This window comes from Haloarcula sp. K1, from assembly GCF_001647155.1.
GTDB classification, from domain to species: Archaea; Halobacteriota; Halobacteria; order Halobacteriales; family Haloarculaceae; genus Haloarcula; species Haloarcula hispanica.
Genome location: NZ_LRHL01000043.1, coordinates 736199 through 752885, shown reverse-complemented (window position 1 = coordinate 752885; position 16687 = coordinate 736199). Strand labels below are relative to the sequence as shown.

The 16687-nt window shown below is 64.2% G+C and carries 16 protein-coding genes; 9 read left to right on the top strand and 7 right to left on the bottom strand.

Going from position 1 to position 16687, the window contains the following annotated elements:
* Nucleotides 1-39: 39 nt before the first annotated feature.
* The 3 genes from AV929_RS17340 to AV929_RS17330 form a co-directional block, all read right to left on the bottom strand.
* Complete coding sequence (locus AV929_RS17340) at nt 40-579, bottom strand: hypothetical protein (protein ID WP_050036954.1); 540 nt, start codon at nt 577-579, stop codon at nt 40-42.
* Between the two features lie 105 nt (nt 580-684).
* A complete protein-coding gene (locus AV929_RS17335; protein WP_064288843.1) occupies nt 685-1284 on the bottom strand; it encodes a hypothetical protein in 600 nt (199 codons plus the stop codon).
* Nucleotides 1281-1937, bottom strand: a complete 657-nt coding sequence (locus tag AV929_RS17330; protein WP_014041096.1) for a thioredoxin domain-containing protein — start codon at nt 1935-1937, stop codon at nt 1281-1283. Before AV929_RS17330 ends, AV929_RS17335 begins: the two co-directional genes overlap by 4 nt.
* Before the next feature lie 296 nt (nt 1938-2233).
* Between AV929_RS17330 and AV929_RS17325 the strand changes: the two genes are divergently transcribed.
* From AV929_RS17325 to AV929_RS17295, 7 genes are all read left to right on the top strand, one after another.
* Nucleotides 2234-2485 (top strand): hypothetical protein, encoded by a 252-nt coding sequence (locus AV929_RS17325; protein WP_014041097.1) that lies wholly within the window; start codon nt 2234-2236, stop codon nt 2483-2485.
* Nucleotides 2482-2952, top strand: a complete 471-nt coding sequence (locus AV929_RS17320; RefSeq protein ID WP_064288842.1) for a hypothetical protein — start codon at nt 2482-2484, stop codon at nt 2950-2952. Before AV929_RS17325 ends, AV929_RS17320 begins: the two co-directional genes overlap by 4 nt.
* Nucleotides 2953-3265: 313 nt before the next feature.
* Entirely contained in the window at nt 3266-4285 is a 1020-nt protein-coding gene (locus AV929_RS17315; RefSeq protein ID WP_044951992.1) for a glycine betaine ABC transporter substrate-binding protein, read from the top strand.
* A 6-nt stretch (nt 4286-4291) separates the two neighbouring features.
* On the top strand, nt 4292-6724 hold the full coding sequence (locus AV929_RS17310; protein ID WP_050036955.1) for a methyl-accepting chemotaxis protein: 2433 nt from the start codon (nt 4292-4294) through the stop codon (nt 6722-6724).
* A gap of 267 nt (nt 6725-6991) precedes the next feature.
* Nucleotides 6992-7636 (top strand): helix-turn-helix domain-containing protein, encoded by a 645-nt coding sequence (locus tag AV929_RS17305; RefSeq protein WP_050036956.1) that lies wholly within the window; start codon nt 6992-6994, stop codon nt 7634-7636.
* A gap of 119 nt (nt 7637-7755) precedes the next feature.
* The gene (locus AV929_RS17300) at nt 7756-9345 is read left to right on the top strand and encodes an oleate hydratase (RefSeq protein ID WP_064288841.1); all 1590 of its coding nucleotides are present in this window, start codon (nt 7756-7758) and stop codon (nt 9343-9345) included.
* 56 nt (nt 9346-9401) lie between these two features.
* Nucleotides 9402-10778: a hemolysin family protein gene (locus tag AV929_RS17295; protein ID WP_050036958.1), complete on the top strand. Its 1377-nt coding sequence runs from the start codon at nt 9402-9404 to the stop codon at nt 10776-10778.
* Between the two features lie 65 nt (nt 10779-10843).
* Here the strand turns inward: AV929_RS17295 and AV929_RS17290 are convergent, their stop codons facing one another.
* From AV929_RS17290 to AV929_RS17280, 3 genes are all read right to left on the bottom strand, one after another.
* Nucleotides 10844-11563, bottom strand: a complete 720-nt coding sequence (locus AV929_RS17290) for an aspartate/glutamate racemase family protein (protein ID WP_064288840.1) — start codon at nt 11561-11563, stop codon at nt 10844-10846.
* 104 nt (nt 11564-11667) lie between these two features.
* Nucleotides 11668-12858, bottom strand: a complete 1191-nt coding sequence (gene eis, locus AV929_RS17285; protein WP_064288839.1) for an enhanced intracellular survival protein Eis — start codon at nt 12856-12858, stop codon at nt 11668-11670.
* Nucleotides 12859-12937: 79 nt separating this feature from the next.
* A complete protein-coding gene (locus tag AV929_RS17280; protein WP_064288838.1) occupies nt 12938-14002 on the bottom strand; it encodes a Brp/Blh family beta-carotene 15,15'-dioxygenase in 1065 nt (354 codons plus the stop codon).
* Nucleotides 14003-14151: 149 nt separating this feature from the next.
* Here AV929_RS17280 and AV929_RS17275 point away from each other — a divergent pair, with 149 nt between their 5' ends.
* Together AV929_RS17275 and hpt are read left to right on the top strand one after the other, a co-directional pair.
* Complete coding sequence (locus AV929_RS17275; protein WP_064288837.1) at nt 14152-15675, top strand: NAD(P)/FAD-dependent oxidoreductase; 1524 nt, start codon at nt 14152-14154, stop codon at nt 15673-15675.
* Nucleotides 15676-15793: 118 nt separating this feature from the next.
* Nucleotides 15794-16342 carry a hypoxanthine/guanine phosphoribosyltransferase gene (gene hpt / locus AV929_RS17270; RefSeq protein WP_064288836.1) on the top strand — a complete coding sequence of 183 codons (549 nt, stop codon included), beginning with the start codon at nt 15794-15796 and terminating at the stop codon, nt 16340-16342.
* Between the two features lie 19 nt (nt 16343-16361).
* Here hpt and AV929_RS17265 read toward each other — a convergent pair whose 3' ends face one another.
* Entirely contained in the window at nt 16362-16664 is a 303-nt protein-coding gene (locus AV929_RS17265; RefSeq protein ID WP_064288835.1) for a hypothetical protein, read from the bottom strand.
* Between the last annotated feature and the right edge of the window lie 23 nt (nt 16665-16687).

Genomic DNA, 16687 nt, shown 5'->3' with positions numbered 1-16687 from the left:
GTCGCGCCAGCCAACACTGCCGTCCAACGGTTTGGAACTCTACAGCAGGAGGTGCGCCAGCAAGGCAATGATGGCAACTTTCTTGACGAGAATAACACCGATAATCAGTTGCGTCGTCGAGAGCGCCCGGACGCGCTCGATGCCCCGCCGGAGGAACGCGGGCGACTGGGCGAGTTCACGCACCAGCAGCCGTACCTCCGCGCGGAACGTCTCGACCGCCGACCCCTCGCCGTCAGTGTAGGCGGCTTCCGGCCGGGGCAGCCACTGCGACCCCGTGTATTCGAGTTCGACCAGCGACCCCTCCAGATGACTTGCCTGCTCGAACTGCAGGCCGTTGGCTTCACAGAGGCGCTCGACCTTGGCGATGTCGCGGTCGCTGTTCAGGTCGTACCGCCGCTGTATCGGGTCGGTCGCCCAGTCGAACTGGAACCGACAGACGAGTTCGCTCTCGCCGACCCACACGTCGACGATTTCGGCCAGTTCGACCGTGCCGGCCGTCTCTTTCCGCTTTTTCTGGAGGTGCTCGTACTCGGTGGGGGACTCCATCGAGGCCGTCACCTGGGACTCCGTCTCGGGCATACCTTCTCGACACGAGTGTTCGGCTGACGACACTATACGTTTTCTCCCGCTTGAACGGTTGGAACTCCGTAACCGGGGCGAAACGAGGACCTGCCAACGAGACAGTCAGATATCCACCGGACACCCGTTTATTTCGCCGCCGCGCATCCCTTCGGCGAGCCAGTAGATAGAGAGGGTCAATACCGCGAGCGCCAGCAGCGCGAATTCCAGCCCATCCAGTGGCAGAAACAGCAGCGAGGTCGAGACGCCGAGTAGTGACAGCAGGCCCAGCAGGACCGCCGACCCACAGGCCGCACAGCCCGCGCCGAGCGTTCCGAGGACGACACCCGCGACGCCCGCGCCGCCCTGCTGGAGGTCGAGGCCATGTTCGCGGAAGTGGTAGGTCACCAGCCCGATGTCGACGCCTGTGAGGACGGCGACGACGACCAGCAGGATTCCCTGTGCAGGGTTGAACGACGTACCGACGAACGGGTACAGCTCCCCGAGCACGCGCAGTCGGCTGGCGAGTGGGAGCGACCCACCGACCACGAGGTCCAGCACCAGCGGGACGTTCAACGAGACGACAAACAGGGTCAGCGAGACGATTGCGGCGATCACGGCGACTGCCGCGTAGACTGGCAGCGTGAGCACGAGCCTGACCGTCCGGCCCATGAGCCGCCAGTCCCCGCGCGTCGTCGGCAGGCGGAGCCCCTCTGCGGTGCTCATCCGTCGTGCTCTCCCAGCGCCTCCGCGATGAGTTCGTAGCTGACGCTCCCGTTGACCTTCGTCACGAACTCGCCGTCCTCGAACAGCAGGATAATCGGCGTCGTCTCACCCAATCCGGCGTCCTCGGCCGCCTGGATATCGGCCTGAACGGCGTCATCGTGGGCACGGTTTCGGGCGTCGCTTGCGACCGCCTCGCCGTCTACCTCGGTCTCCTCGGTGAGAAACGTCGCCGTCCGCGCCAGAACGTTGTCCGGGTCGAACGACGACTGCTCGGCGAAGTAGTGATCGAACAGCGACCAGTACGCCTCGCTGTCGCGGGCGAACGTCGATTCCAGCGCCTGCGTCGCTGGCTCACCCCAGGGATAGATCACGGGGTAGGTCCGGACGACGTACGCGCCTTTGCCCGCGTCCACGATGTTCTCCCGAATGTCCGGCAGCGTGTTCTCGTGGAAGCGGCGACACGTAGGACAGGAGGGGTCTTCGAACGCCAGGATGACGTGGCCGCCCAGTTCGCCGCGGCGGGGCTGGGCGTCGAGGTCGGCGGCCGCCGGGTGGCTGTCGACGGATTCGACGCTGTCCGCCTCGCTACTGCACCCAGCGACTGCGCCGACGACACCCACCCCGGAAAGTGCTAGAAAGCGTCGTCTGTTCATATACGACTGGTTGGCCCGCGTTGGTTTAGCGTTTGTTCCACTATGTGGCCACGATGAGTAACCGTCTTGTCGCCAGCGGCGGTAGCATCTGCCGGCCGATGACGACGACTCACGGGGCCGAACCGGGGTGACTCCCCGGTGGTGACGAGCCCTATGAGTGCCGAGGCCGCTATTTTTGACGGTAGAAGTTGTCTCTGGGGCAGTCTGGTTGTGGCCACAGTAGACATAGGCCCCGGTCAGGGCTGCGCCGGACTGGCAGACGCGGATTTATGAACGGTGCCGAGCAAACGTATAGTATGGCCGCCGAAATTTCCGACCGTGTTCGAGAAATCGCGGAGGCCCGCGGCCTTCCGGAGTCCGAAGTGTTCGCGCGGGCACTCGAACGCGGGCTCGAAGACCTGTGGGAGGACCTCGTGCTCGCACAGTACCTCGATGGGGAACTCGACCGCGAGGAAGCCATCGAGCACGTCGGGCGGACGAAAGTCGAGCGAGCGGAGCGAGAGCGTGAGGTCGTCGAGGAAGACGTTGACTGGGGCTTGAACGCGTGACGCCTGCGGCCGTTTCGGACGCAGGACCGCTCATTCACCTCGCCGAAAGCGGTTCACTCGAACTGCTCTCGACGTTTGACACGCGCCTTGTCCCGGAGACGGTTTACGAGGAGGTCGACGCCGGTGGTGTTCCGGACGGGGTGGTCGACCTCTCGTACGAACTCGTCGAAGCCGACGAAAGCCGAGTCGGAACTGAGGAACTGGACGCCGGAGAATGCGCCGCGATTGCGGTCGCAATAGAGCGGGGCGTTGTTCTTCTAACCGACGATCTCGCCGCCCGAGAGACAGCATCCGACGCGGGCGTCGAAGTACGCGGTTCTATCGGCGTTATCGCGCTCGGGTATGGTCGCGGATTGCTCGACAGAGACGAAGCGGCATCCCGTATGCGAGCACTCCAGCGTGAGACGAGTCTTTTCGTGACCGAGGCGGTTGTGGAGCGCGGCATCCAGATGCTGGACGAACAGTAACGGGATGAGTGGACTCTATAGACGCTGTAAACACATTCACTATGGATAGATTGTGAGTCTTGAGTGCCGAGGCTCTTACCCCAACTGGTAGCTGTCGCTGACGACCGTTTGCCACGGGTATCTCTGTGGTTCGGTTGCAACTGACATGATCTGGATCTGGGACGACAGCGACTGCGATGACTCTCCTGCAGAGAGTCCCTCTGTGGAGATCCCCAACAGTTAGGGACTAAATTGTACACGGTTTTATTGTTTTGCTATCAATGTTGATATTCTCGGCAACGGTTTTTTGACTATCATTAGCTCAGGTTGAGCAATGATAGATGAGAGAGGAGAGCCATGGACTGGGAGCCGGCGACGGTTACTCGGGATGCTCGCAACTGGCGGAACAGCCACGCTGGTCGGCTGTTCGACTGGCGGAGAGACGGAATCAAGTACAGCCGAAAGTGGGGGCGAAGCCGCCGGGTCGACCGACGGCTCGCTGTCAGTCGTTGTCAGCTCGAAAGGCTACACAGAGCAGTTGAACCTCGGGTACATCGCCTACGAATTGCTCGCCAACAACACGGGTGTGAGTCTTGTGGACGAAACCGGCTTCGGCGGGAACGCTGCACACGCCGAAGCGTATCAGGCCGGCGACATCCACGCGTACTACGATTACATGGGGTCACTGTGGGCTGCGCACCCGCCCAAGCACGACGAAGCCGACTTCGAGACACCTGACGAGCAGTACGAAGCGCTGAAGTCCGAGATGGAGTCGGAACACCCGATACGGATTCTCGACCGCGCGGACTGGCAGAACACATGGGCCGTGTTCATCCGCGAGGACGCTATCGAAGGGACCAGTATCGAGACAATCAGTGACCTCGCCGGTTACGTCAACGACGGGAACTACGACATTAGACCGGCGTTTGGCGACGGATTCAGGACTCGTAGCGACGGCTTCGATGCTTTGCTTGAATACTACGGGTTTGAGGGCGAGCATGTGGAGCGCTGGGAGGCAGAACAGGAGTTCATCGAGGCGGCGTCGGCGCAGGCGGCTGGCACGGCCGTCGACGAAGGCTACGCCGATCTCAGCTTCGGGTACAGCACCAGCGCGTGGCTCACAACCGTTGAAGACATCGTGTACCTCGATGACGACCGGAACTTCTGGCCGTTTTTCCACCCGGTCGGCGTCGTTCACGAGGACGTCGCGACGGACGCCGTGGTGTCGGCGCTGAACAAGATGCCGGACGCCATTCCGGACGCGAAAACGATGCAAGAGCTGAACAGTCACGCAACCGAGGTCGGCAGCCAGCAGGCGGTTGTTGACCACCTCACGGCCAACGGCTTCATCTGAATCAGTATGGAAGAATCTACAGCACATTCAGGCGACGGTGACGACGAATCAGCAGACGCGACAGCGTCAGCGGCCTCGGACACGACAGCGCTGGAGCGAGTGAAAGCCGTTGCGCTGCTGCCAGTCCGGTCGTACCTCGTCAAGTTCGCTGTTGCGTTGCTCGTGATCGTGGTACTCATCGCGGCCGGCGGGTTCTGGGTGCAGGGGAACGCAACTGCCACACTCGAAGACGACACGGCACAACAGCTCGTACAGGAGGTCAACGCCGAGTCCGGCCTGTTGAACGAGTGGATTGAGCGCAACGAACGGCCGGTGCTCGTCGCGTCAAACAATCCGCTGCTCGGTTTCAACGCGACGCGCGAAGACCAGCAGGCCTACACGGAACGGCTCGCCGCGGATGAGCTCCAGTCCGACCGCGTCGCTGCCGTCCACCTTGCAGACCCCACTGTCGGCACAGCGGGGGAGGCAAGGATTGTGGCGAGTACTGACGAAACGCTCCGCGGAACGCGTGTCACATCGGACGCACATCCGTGGGTCGACCGGACTCGGTCTATCGGCCGCGACACAGTAGTTTCATCGAACCCGTACACGAACGCGAACGGCAAGCGAGTGGTCAGTTCGATGAGTGTCGCCGCCGACTTCACACACGTACTCGTAGTCGAGTACGACGCCAGCGACCTGAGCAAGCAGTTCAGCACTGGTATCGACGGGACGTTCACACAGGTGGTCCGCCCGACATCGAGTTCGACTGAGGTGTTGTTCTCCGACGCCGGCACCGATGCCGTCGGACAGCCGTACATCCCGAACCAGTCACAGTCCGACATCCCGGAGATCAGCACGGCTACCGAACAGGGCACCTTTACCGACACGCCAGCGAAGGACGCAGTGCTTGACACCGACCACGTCGCCGCGTACGCGACCATCCCCGGCACAAACTGGGTCGTCATCAAGCACACGCCTGCGGCGAACGCGTTCGCGCTGAGCGAGCAGATTCGGACCGATATCCTGGCGTTCATCCTGCTCGCGCTCGGTGGCGTTGTCGTCGTGGGTGGAACGATTGGACGGAACACGGCGACATCCGTGCAACAGCTCTCTGCGGCCGCTACTGCCATCGAGCAGGGAGAGTACAATGTCGACGTTTCGAGCTCTCGCCGGGACGAAATCGGTCAGTTGTTCACGTCTATCGGGAGCATGCGCGACGCACTCGTCTCGAAAATCGACGAAGCCGAGGCTGCCCGTGAGCAAGCAACAGACGCCCAGGAGGAGGCGGAAGAAGAGCGAGCCCGCGCCGAGCAGGCAAAGGAAGAGGCTGAGACGCTCGCGGCGGAACTCGAACAGCAAGCAGAGGTATACAGTGACGTGATGGAAGCGTGCGCGGACGGTGACCTGACCCGGCGTCTCCCCGAAAGCGAGACCGACAACGAGGCGATGGCGGCTATCGCGTCGTCGTTCAACGATATGCTCGCACAGTGGGAACGCACTATCGTCGACATTCAGGAGTTCGCGGAGACCGTCACAGCCGCCAGCGAGGAGGCCGAAGTCGGGGCGACTGACGCCGAGCGTGCGAGCGGCGAGGTCAGCGAATCGGTTCAGGAGATCGCGGCTGCCGCCGACGAGCAACGCGATATGCTGGACACAGTCTCGGGAGAGATGACTGACCTTTCGGCAGCTATCGAAGAGGTAGCTGCGTCCGCTGACTCGGTTGCGGAGCACTCGAATCAGACCGCTGACGTCGCCCGAAAGGGCGAAGACACGGCCAGAGACGCGCTCGAAAGTTCACGCAGAGTACAGGAGGCAATCGACACGACTGTCGAGAACGTCGAACAGTTAGACGAGCAGATGGCGGAAATCAGCACCATCGTCGAGCTGATCGCCGACATCGCCGAGCAGACGAATATGCTCGCGCTGAACGCGAACATCGAAGCCGCTCGTGCCGACAAAGACGGCGAAGGGTTTGCCGTCGTGGCCGACGAAGTCAAGGAACTCGCCGGGGAAACGCAGGTATCGGCGACCGAAATAGAGCAACTCATTACCGATGTCCAGTCCCAGACGGAGACGACTGTCGACGAGGCCAGAGTCGCTGAGGAGTCGATGGAAGCAGGCATCAGTGCGGTCGAAGAGGTCATGGAAGCGTTCACAGAAGTGTCGGAGTACGCCGACAAAACGGACGCCGGCGTCCAGGGGATCAGCGACACCACTGACGATCAGGCCGCCAGTACTGAAGAAGCGGTATCGATGACCGAGGAAGTCGCCGACCTCAGTGAATCCACTGCCGATGAGGTACAGAGCGTGTCCGCCGCCGCAGAGGAGCAGGCGGCCTCGATGTCGGAGATCAACGACAGTATCAAATCGCTGAGCGGGCAGGCCGAGCAGCTCAAGGCGCTCCTGTCGGAGTTTGACGTCGCTGTCGACGAAACCGAGCGATCCCGAGACCGCTGATCGACAACAGCGTGAGCACAGACTGACGCTCGGAGCGGTTCGGAACACGCGTTTTCCTGTACCGTTTCGCCGCGTGTATCCACCACAACGCGCAACGCGTCCCAGTACGAGCAGTGATGGAGTCGCAATCCGCGTTGCAGGGACAGCGTGAACCGCCTCGGCCTGCTCCGCCTGTGGATGTTCGTCGAGCGGCTCCGACCTCGCCGGTCGGTTTCGGCGCGTGGGAATCCCCAGTACGCCTTTATTTTGGTCGGGCGAGCAACACATATGAGCGTCATCTGTGAGTTCGAGTTGCAGTCCGCGGATATGCCGCTGTGTGCGGTCGCTGCCGAACTGGACACCCGGCTGATCGTCGACACCGTCGTCTCCGGAACGACCGCGGAGCCGGCACTCGTGTTCTCCGCGACAGGCGTCGAACCGGATGCCCTCGAATCGGCGTTGCTCGGCGACGAGTCCGTCGTGGAGTTTGTCGCCATGGACTCGGCTATCGTCGAGTCCCGCTATCGGGTCGTCCTCGATACGGACTACGTCGAGATGTACACCCAGCTCGTCGACCGGCAGACGTATCCGATGGGTGCGCTCGTGACCGAACACGGGTGGAAGGTGAGTACGCAGTTCGCCGACAGAGCGGACCTCGAAGCGTTCCGGGACGCCTGTCAGTCCAGCAGCGTCACGTTCCGCCCGCATCGGCTCTGCGAGACGGAACACGGCGGCGATGACTACGGACTCACCGCCCCGCAACGAGAGGCGCTGCTGGCAGCCCACCGACTGGGCTATTTCGCCGTCCCTCGCGGAGCAGACCTGACGGAACTCTCGGCAGAACTCGACGCGACCACGTCCGCGATCTCGGAGCGTCTCCGACGTGGAACGGACCAGCTGATCGACCACACGATTGCCAGCTCCGAACAGTGACAGCGGGCTACCCGGAGCGCGGCTATGTCGGCGAGATGTCCCCTCTTATAAACTGCTGTACATATGTTGGCAACGGTTAGGGCTGGGAGTTGCGTAGTACTACATGACGGTGACCCAAAATGACCATCCACCAGCACCCACACGTCACTGACCGCGACGCACACTTCGTCGGCGGCGGTATTGCCTCCCTCGCTGGGGCGGCGTTCCTCGTACGGGACGGCAATATGCCCGGCGAAAACATCCATGTCTACGAAAAGCTGGACGTCGTCGGTGGCGCGATGGACGGCGCTGGCGACCCGGACGAGGCCTACCTGATCCGGGGCGGCAGGATGTTCAACTATCCGGCGTACGAATGTACGTGGGACCTCTTCGAGTCCATCCCGTCGCTCGAAGACGACTCGCGGTCGGTCAAAGACGTGATGGACGAGTTCAACGAAGCGCACCCCTCGTACGCGAAAACGCGGCTGATGCACGAGGGCGAACGGATCGACGCGGGCGAGTACGGACTGACGAGCCAGCATCGACAGTCGATAGCTCGGTTGCTCCTCACGCCCGAACCGCGACTCGGTGACACGCGCATCGAAGAGTGGTTCGACGAGTCGTTCCTGGAGACGAACTTCTGGTACGTCTGGGCGACGATCTTCGCGTTCCAGCCGTGGCACAGCGTCGCCGAAGTCCGGCGGTACATGTACCGGTTCCTGCACGAGTTCCCGCGCCTGCACACCATGGAAGGTATCGACCGGACGAAGTACAACCAGTACGACTCGATGATCCTCCCGCTCCGGCGCTGGCTCGAAGACAGGGGCGTCTCCTTCGAGTACGGCCACGAAGTGACGGATATGGATATCGTCCCGTCGCGGACAGGGCGCACCGTCGAGCGGCTCTACTGTGAAACCGACAGCGGCACCGAGTCGGTCCCAGTTGAGCCGTCCGACCTCGTGTTCGTGACAAACGGGTCGATGACCGACGGCTCGTCCATCGGCGGGATGGACGAGGCCCCCGAACTGAACGAAACCGGGGCGTCGTGGGAGCTGTGGAAGTCCATCGCCGAGGACAACCCACAGTTCGGCAACCCGTCGGTGTTCGCGGACAACGTCACGGAGACGAAGTGGGAGTCGTTCACCGTCACCCTGCACAACACCGACTTGTTCGACCACATCGTCGACTTCACGAACGAGGAACCGGGCAACGGGCTCGTCACCTACCTCGGGTCGAACTGGCTGTTGTCGACAGTCGTCGCCGCACAGCCCCACTTCGCGAACCAGCCGGACGACGTGAAGGTGTTCTGGGGCTACGCGCTGTTCCCGGACCGCGAGGGGAACTACGTGGAGAAACCGATGTCCGAGTGTACCGGCCGGGAGATCCTCCAAGAGCTGTGTTACCACCTGCAGTGTGAGGAACGGCTCCCGGAGCTACTCGACGACGTGACCTGCATCCCGGCGATGATGCCGTTCATCACGGCGCACTTCCAGCCCCGGGAGCCCGGTGACCGACCCGAAGTCGTTCCTGACGGGTCGAACAACCTGGCGTTCCTCGGACAGTACGCCGAACAGCCGCGGGACGTGGTGTTCACCGTCGAGTACTCGGTCCGGTCGGCGATGACCGCCGTCTACGAGATGCTCGACCTCGACCGGGAAGTCCCCCCGGTGACCAAACACTACCGGAAGCCCGGTGTCATCGCGGACACTGTCCGCGCCGCGTACCGCTGAGAGAGTCGACGGCGGTACGGGCGCGGACATTCCAGCACTTTAGTACGGTGACAGAGATGGGTGTGTATGAACACACCGCCGCTCGCCGTCCGGAGGCTGCGATGGTAAACCTCGCGCTCTCGGCGGCACAGCTCGTCTTGGCGCTGGTACTCGTGGGACTGAACGGCTTTTTCGTCGCCGCGGAGTTCGCCTTCGTTCGCGTTCGCGGCACCTCTGTCGAACAGCTCGCTGACGAGGGGAAAGCCGGTGCGGGCTCGCTCCAGGCAGTGATGGCGGACTTGGACAACTACCTTGCGGTGACCCAGCTCGGGATTACGCTCGCCTCGCTGGGGCTGGGGTGGGTCGGTGAGCCCGCCGTGGCGGCGCTGCTGGAACCTGTTCTGGCACCGATACTGCCGGAGACCCTCCTCCACCTCGTGGCGTTCGCGATTGGGTTTACAATCATCACGTTCCTCCACGTCGTCTTCGGCGAACTCGCACCGAAGACGTTCGCGATTGCCCAGACCGAGCGGCTCTCACTGTTGCTCGCACCGCCGATGAAGCTGTTTTACTACCTGTTCTATCCTGGTATCGTCGTCTTCAACGGCTCGGCGAACGCCTTTACGCAACTGCTCGGCGTCCCGCCGGCCTCGGAAACGGACGAGACGCTCGGCGAGCGTGAGATACGCCGGGTGCTGGCTCGGTCCGGCGAAGAGGGGAACATCGACGCGGCGGAGGTCGACATGATAGAGCGCGTGTTCGACCTCGACGATACGGTCGTCCGGGAGGTCATGGTCCCGCGCCCCGACGTCGTGAGCGTGCCGGCCGACGCCACGCTGTCGGATATCCGGGCAGTCGTTTTCGACGAGGGACACACCCGCTATCCGGTGGTCGATGCCGACGACAGCGACCAGATCGTCGGGTTCATCGACGTCAAGGACGTGCTACGGGCCGGCGAGGAAGGCAACGAAAACACGACTGCCGGCGATATCGCCCACGAGATACCGGTCGTCCCGGAGACGACCGCTATCAACGACCTCCTGTTGCAGTTCCGGCAAGACCGGCGGCAGATGGCCGCGGTCATCGACGAATGGGGGTCGCTCGAAGGCATCGCGACCATCGAGGACGTGGTCGAGGCCGTCGTCGGCGACCTGCGCGACGAGTTCGACGTCGACGGCCGCGAACACGCCATCCGCAAGCGAAGCGACGGGAGCTACGACGCCGACGGCGGCGTCCCGCTGTCGACAGTCAGTGAGGCCCTCGGTGTCGACCTCGACAGCGACGCAGTCGAAACCGTCGGCGGGCTGGTACTGAGTCATCTCGACCGCGCGCCGGAAGTCGGTGATACCGCCGAAGCGGCCGGACACGCGTTCGAGGTGACAAGCGTCGACGGCACCCGTATCTCGACGGTTCGGATTCGAGCGAACGACGGCGACACCCCGACCACCGACTGAGCCGGTCCCAGACCCGGGTGACGAGAACAGGGCCAGTCACGGAGTGCCGCCCGTCTACAAGGGAATCAGTCCACGACGGCCGCCAGGCTTCGGTCAACGGCTCGCTCGACGTGCAGCGCCGTCGTGTCGAACAGCGGCGTGTCGGGGCAGTCCGACTGTTCGACGAGGAGTTCGATTTCGGTACAGCCGAGGACAATCCCTTGTGCCCCCGCCTCCACCAGCCCGTTGATGACGTCGAGATACCGCGCTCGTGAGTCGGGGCGCACCTCGCCGGCGGTCAGCTCATCGAAAATAATCCGGTCGACATCCTCACGGGCGCTCGGGTCGGGGACGACCGTCTCGATGCCGTGTGACGCGAACCGGTCGTGGTAGAACGCCCCCGACATCACGGCGTCCGTCCCCAGAACGCCGACGGTCTCGATGCCCGCAGCACGGATTGCATCCGCCGCCACGTCGACGATGTGGAGGAACGGCACCGAGAGTGCCTCGACCAGTTGGGGCGCGACCCGGTGCATCGTGTTCGTCGCCATCACCACGAAGTCGACTCCGGCGGCCTCCAGGTCCAGCGCCGCATCGACGAGGATTGACGCGGCGCTGTCCCATGCCTGGTCACGGATACACTGCTCGATGGCGGCGAAGTTGACGCTCCGGATGACGATATCGCCTGCACTGTGCCCGCCGAGTGCGTCGTTGATTCTGCGGTCGATACGCCGATAGTAGGTCCGCGTCGACTCGCTACTCATCCCGCCGAGGACGCCGATTGTCTGCATCTCGTCTAGTGGCATCGTGGTGACACTCAGTGGCCCCTTCCCAGCGAGTTCGCTTAGCGGTTCCGCCCCCAAGTTCGCCAGTGAACGTCAACTGGGAGGAGGTGTCTTGGGGAACGCTCTCAGAAGAACTCGTCCAGAGACACCGGCTCGGACTGGAACACGGTAGCGAGCGGGTCCCGAACCGAGTCGTCGCGTATCTCCAGGCCAGCCACTCGCTCGGCGGCGTCGACGCCGTGCGTGCCGACGGCTAGCTGGGAGAGGGTCGCGATGTCGACGGTCACGTCGGCCGCCGAATCGCTGGCTGGACGCGGGTCGACTGTCGCAGTGCCGCCGCTCACTGACAGTTCGAACAGACCGTCATTGCGGTCGAGCAGCGGGTCGCTGACCGAGAGCGTGCAGTCGAGGCCCCCATCGGGCCAGTCGAGGCGTTCAAGATGAGATATGTCGGTCAGCCGCACCATCGGCCCGGGCTCGACGGTACAGTCGACCGCGCCAGGGTCGTCGACGCGATGGAGGAGGTCGGCGTCGGGTGGCAACTGGAGCGTGACGCGCTCTATCTGTGCGCCGTGGGTCCCGAGGAACGCGAACAGCGCGCGGCGGGCCTCCTCGTCGGCGGCCGCGAACTGTGTGGCCGAGAGCGTGCGGTCGGCATCGTCCGCGACGGTGTACACGACGTACCCACGGAGGTCACCGTTGCGTTCGTAACCGTAGCAGTACGGGACGCCGTCGTCGTCCCAGTCGGCGAGCGTCCGCTCGCGCCACCACGCTTCTGAGCGGCGGAGCGAGAGCGCCGTCCCGGCGGCTGAAGCGGACTCAACCTGACGGAGACGCTCCCAGTCGTCGGCGTCGAGGCGGACCATTTGTCCGGCGGTGTCGTGGTCTGGAAGTGCCGACGGCGGCAGATCGAAGCGGCGATATGTGTTCGCCGTGCTCCAGCCCAGGCGGCGGTAGAACGGCGTCGAGAACGGCCAGAGGGTGACGAACCCGACATCGGCCTCGCGGTACTCGTGTAAGGCGTGCCGACAGAGGTCGGCGGCGTATCCCTGCCCGCGGTGTTCGGGCGGCGTCGCAACCGCGCCGAGGCCGCCGACCGTCGCCGCTTCGCCGCGAACGGTTGTATCGAGATAGTAGAGCTTGCAGACCGCACGAAGGCCGTCACCGTCGTAGAGGCCTCGCTGGTCGAACAGCGACGGCGGCCAGTCGCTATCGGGGTCCGGCGTCACCGGGCCCGTTTCGGGCGCAAACGCGTACTGGAGCATCCGCTGACAGGCTTCGCGGTCAGTCGCCGGGACGGGGCGCAACTCGGACATACCGACGCAGGCGTTCGCCAGCTACAGAAACCTAGTCATCTGTGGACTGACGCCGTGGCTGTCTCCGAATACTGAGCCGTCACGGCACGTACCAGATACCCCGGTCACGGTCGAGGAGTGACCCGACGACGATGTGCGGGAGCGCGACGATACTGATGAACACGCTCCAAAACGCCACCGCGCCGGGGAGCAGGTCGCTCGCCCCCAGTGGGTTCGGGAACGCCCAGTAGACGGCGGCGAGGACGCCGAAGGTGGCCAGCGCCCCGACGACGAGGACGACCCAGGCGCGCAGTGCAACGGTCGAGGCGTCCGCGCCGCCGAGCAGGTCCCAGCGCTCGTCGCCGACCGGCTCTTGTTCCACGGATGCCGTCCGCGCCACCTGTCGGGCGGAGTACCAGAACGGGAAGTACAGACCGACGGCGACGAGGACCGGAACGAACGCGAAGTATACCGCAAGCAGCAGCGACTCTCCGGCATCGACAAGCCAGGAGCGGCCGCCGCCGCGGGCGTAGCCAAGCAGGATGTGCGTCGTCAGAGCGAGTCCGTACCCCGACCCGATGACGAGCCGGGTTGTGTCGAATGACCCTGCGTACGACGAGAGGGCACCGGGTTCGACGAGGCCGACCATCAACGAACTGAACGCGTGGAACGTCTCCGGCCAGAACACGATGGGGACGAGCATCACCGCGCCGCCGCGGACGGTCGCCGCCAGACCGCGCTGGAACCGGGTCTGGAGGTGCTCGGTCCCGCTCGTGGCTTCCAGCACCTGTAGGCCGCCGATTCCGCCCTTCGCCATGGCGACGGTCAGCGCCAGCGCGAGGCCAGCGACTGGCGCAACGAGGAACAGGCCGACGAACCCGCCGATAGCCGCCAGATACACCGCGACGTAGCGCCAGCGAAACGAGGGGCGACGGCGGCGGAGGTTCTCGAAGTGCTCGTACCCGCCGTGGGGGAGATTGAGCGCGACCATCCCGACGAGATACACCACCATCTGGGCCCGGAGCGGAACCCTGACGCCGACGGTGCCGAGGAGACCGAACGTGACGGCGAGTACCAGCAGGCTCGCCCGCGAAAGCAGGAGCGACGGATGGCGGTCGGTGTCCCGATGCCGCTGCCAGACGGACCCCAGGCTGGTCGTGGGCATATCGCGAGCCTAGGGAAAAACTCACAATAAACGATGCAAGCGATTCCAGCGAACTGGGAACAGACCGCTGGTTTGAATCATGAGCTGTCTGTTGTGAAGCGCTGGGAATCCGAGGAACCCTTTTTCAGGCGTAGTCGTTAGCAACGGCTATGCGTGATGGCCTCCCAAGCGACCGGACGGTGACCGTCGTCGGTGGCGGCTTCGGCGGCCTCTCGGCTGCGTGCTATCTCGCTGACGCCGGGGCCGACGTGCAATTGCTCGAACGCTACGACCGCCTCGGCGGCCACGCGGGCGTCCTCGAACGGGACGGCTTCCGGTTCGACACCGGCCCGTCGTGGTACCTGATGCCCGACGTGTTCGAGCGCTTCTTCGGCCACTTCGACCGCGAGCCCGCGGACTACTACGAACTGGAGCGACTGGACCCCCAGTACCGGGTGTTCTGGAAGGACGGGGACCGCGTGACGATGCAACCGAACCGCCAGAACGCCCGCGAGGTGTTCGAATCCTACGAGGACGGGGCCGGCGACGCACTGGCTGACTATCTCGACACGGCCGGGCGCAACTACGACCTGGCGATGGACCGGGTCGTCTACGAGGGCCGCGAACGACTGCGTGACTACGTCGACACCGACCTCCTCCCGCTTGCGCCGCGGGCGCGGCTGTTCGGCTCGATGGACGACTACGTGGGCCGCTACATCGACCACCCGAAGCTCCGGCAGCTGCTCGAATACACGCTGGTGTTTCTCGGCGGCGCGCCACACAACACCCCGGCGCTGTACAGCATCATGAGCCACGTCGACCTGAACATGAACGTGTTCTACCCGGAGGGCGGCATCGCCGGCGTCGTCGACAGCCTCGGGTCGCTGGCTCGCGAACTCGGCGTCGACGTCCAGACCGGGACCGAGGTCCAGCACATCGCCGGCGAGGCGGGGGCGTTCGAACTGACCACCGAGGACGGCGTCGTCGCCTCCGATGTCGTGGTCAGCAACGCCAACCCCGCCTACACCGAGCAGCATCTGCTTGACCCCGCTGCCCGCGACCACGACCCGGACCACTGGGACGACCAGACCTACGCGCCGTCGGCATTCATGTTGTATCTCGGTGTTGAGGGCGACGTGGGTCCGCTGGCGCATCACTCGCTGGTGCTGCCGACGGACTGGGACGGCCACTTCGAGCAGATATTCGACCGCCCGGCGTGGCCCGACGACCCCGCCTACTACCTGTCGGTTACGTCGAAGACCGACGAGACGGTCGCCCCGGACGACCACCACGCCGTCGTCGTTCTCGTCCCCATCGCGCCGGGGCTCAACGACGGCCCCGACATCCGCAAGGAATACCGGGAGTTCGTTCTAGACGACCTCGCCAAACAGACCGGTGTGGACCTCCGCGACCGCATCGTCGTCGAGGAGTCGGCCTGCGTGAGCGAATTCGCCGAGCGCTTCGGCGACCCGCAGGGGACGGCGCTCGGACTGGCCCACACGCTGTTCCAGACCGGGCCGCTTCGCCCCGGCCACCGCGCCGGCCTCGAGGGGCTCTACTACACCGGGGCCTACACGACCCCCGGTATCGGGATGCCGATGTGTCTCATCAGCGGCGAACACACCGCCCGCGACATCATCGAGGACAGCCCGTTCGAGACGAAACAGGACCGTTCGGCCTCGACGGCGGACTGACGCCGTCGCTTTCGGTTCGTCGTTTGTGTGGACCGTCCGAGTCACAACATGATACTGTAACGCACAGACCGCAGCCCAGCCTCGAACGGTTTATTGTCCCGCTTCAGGTAACGGGGGCATGGAGAAGCTCCGCGAGTCGCTGCACGAAGCCCCGATCATCGACAAGGACGGATACTCCTACCTGGTCCACCCGCTCAGCAACGGCGTCCCGATGCTGGAGCCGGAACTACTCCGCGAGGTCGTCGTCGGCGTGACGCGGGCGGCCGACCTCGACGTGGACAAGATCGTCGCGCCGGAGGCGATGGGTATTCACATCGCGACCGCACTCTCGCTGCAGACGGACATTCCGCTCGTGGTCATCCGCAAGCGCTCCTACGGCCTCGACGACGAGGTCCCGCTGCACAAGACCACCGGTTACTCAGAATCGGAGATGTTCATCAACGACATCGAGGCGGGCGACGACCTGCTCATCGTCGACGACTTGCTCTCGACCGGCGGCACGATGGCGTCCATCTGCGAGGCGCTTGACGACATCGGGGCGGACATCTCGGATATCGTCGTCGTCTTCCGGAAGCAGGGCGAGTCAGCGCTCGACGACACCGATTACGAGGTCACCAGCCTGCTCGACATCTCGGTCGACCAGGACGGCGTGACGATTCACGACTGAGAGGGCCTGCTGTCCCTGTTTACTTCTGCTCGACAGCGGCGGCCATGTGCTCCCGGGCTTCCTCGGGCGTCATCCCACGAACGCCACACGTACAGGAGAGCAGCTCGGGGTCGGTCAGATCGTCGACCTCCTCGGCGCTGGCCCGTTCGAGCGCGCCCTCGTCGGCGTCGTAGTCGAAGGTCACCCGATATGTGACCTGTGCCACCCCCTCGATCTGGTGGGACTCGTCGGGGTCGGGGTTTGCGATGGCCTCAGCGTGCTCTTCCTGCATTGCGGACTTCCACTGTTCGAGGTTCGCCTCGGGGTCCGAATCGTCGGGCATACGCTGGCTGTCGGCGGCAGGCC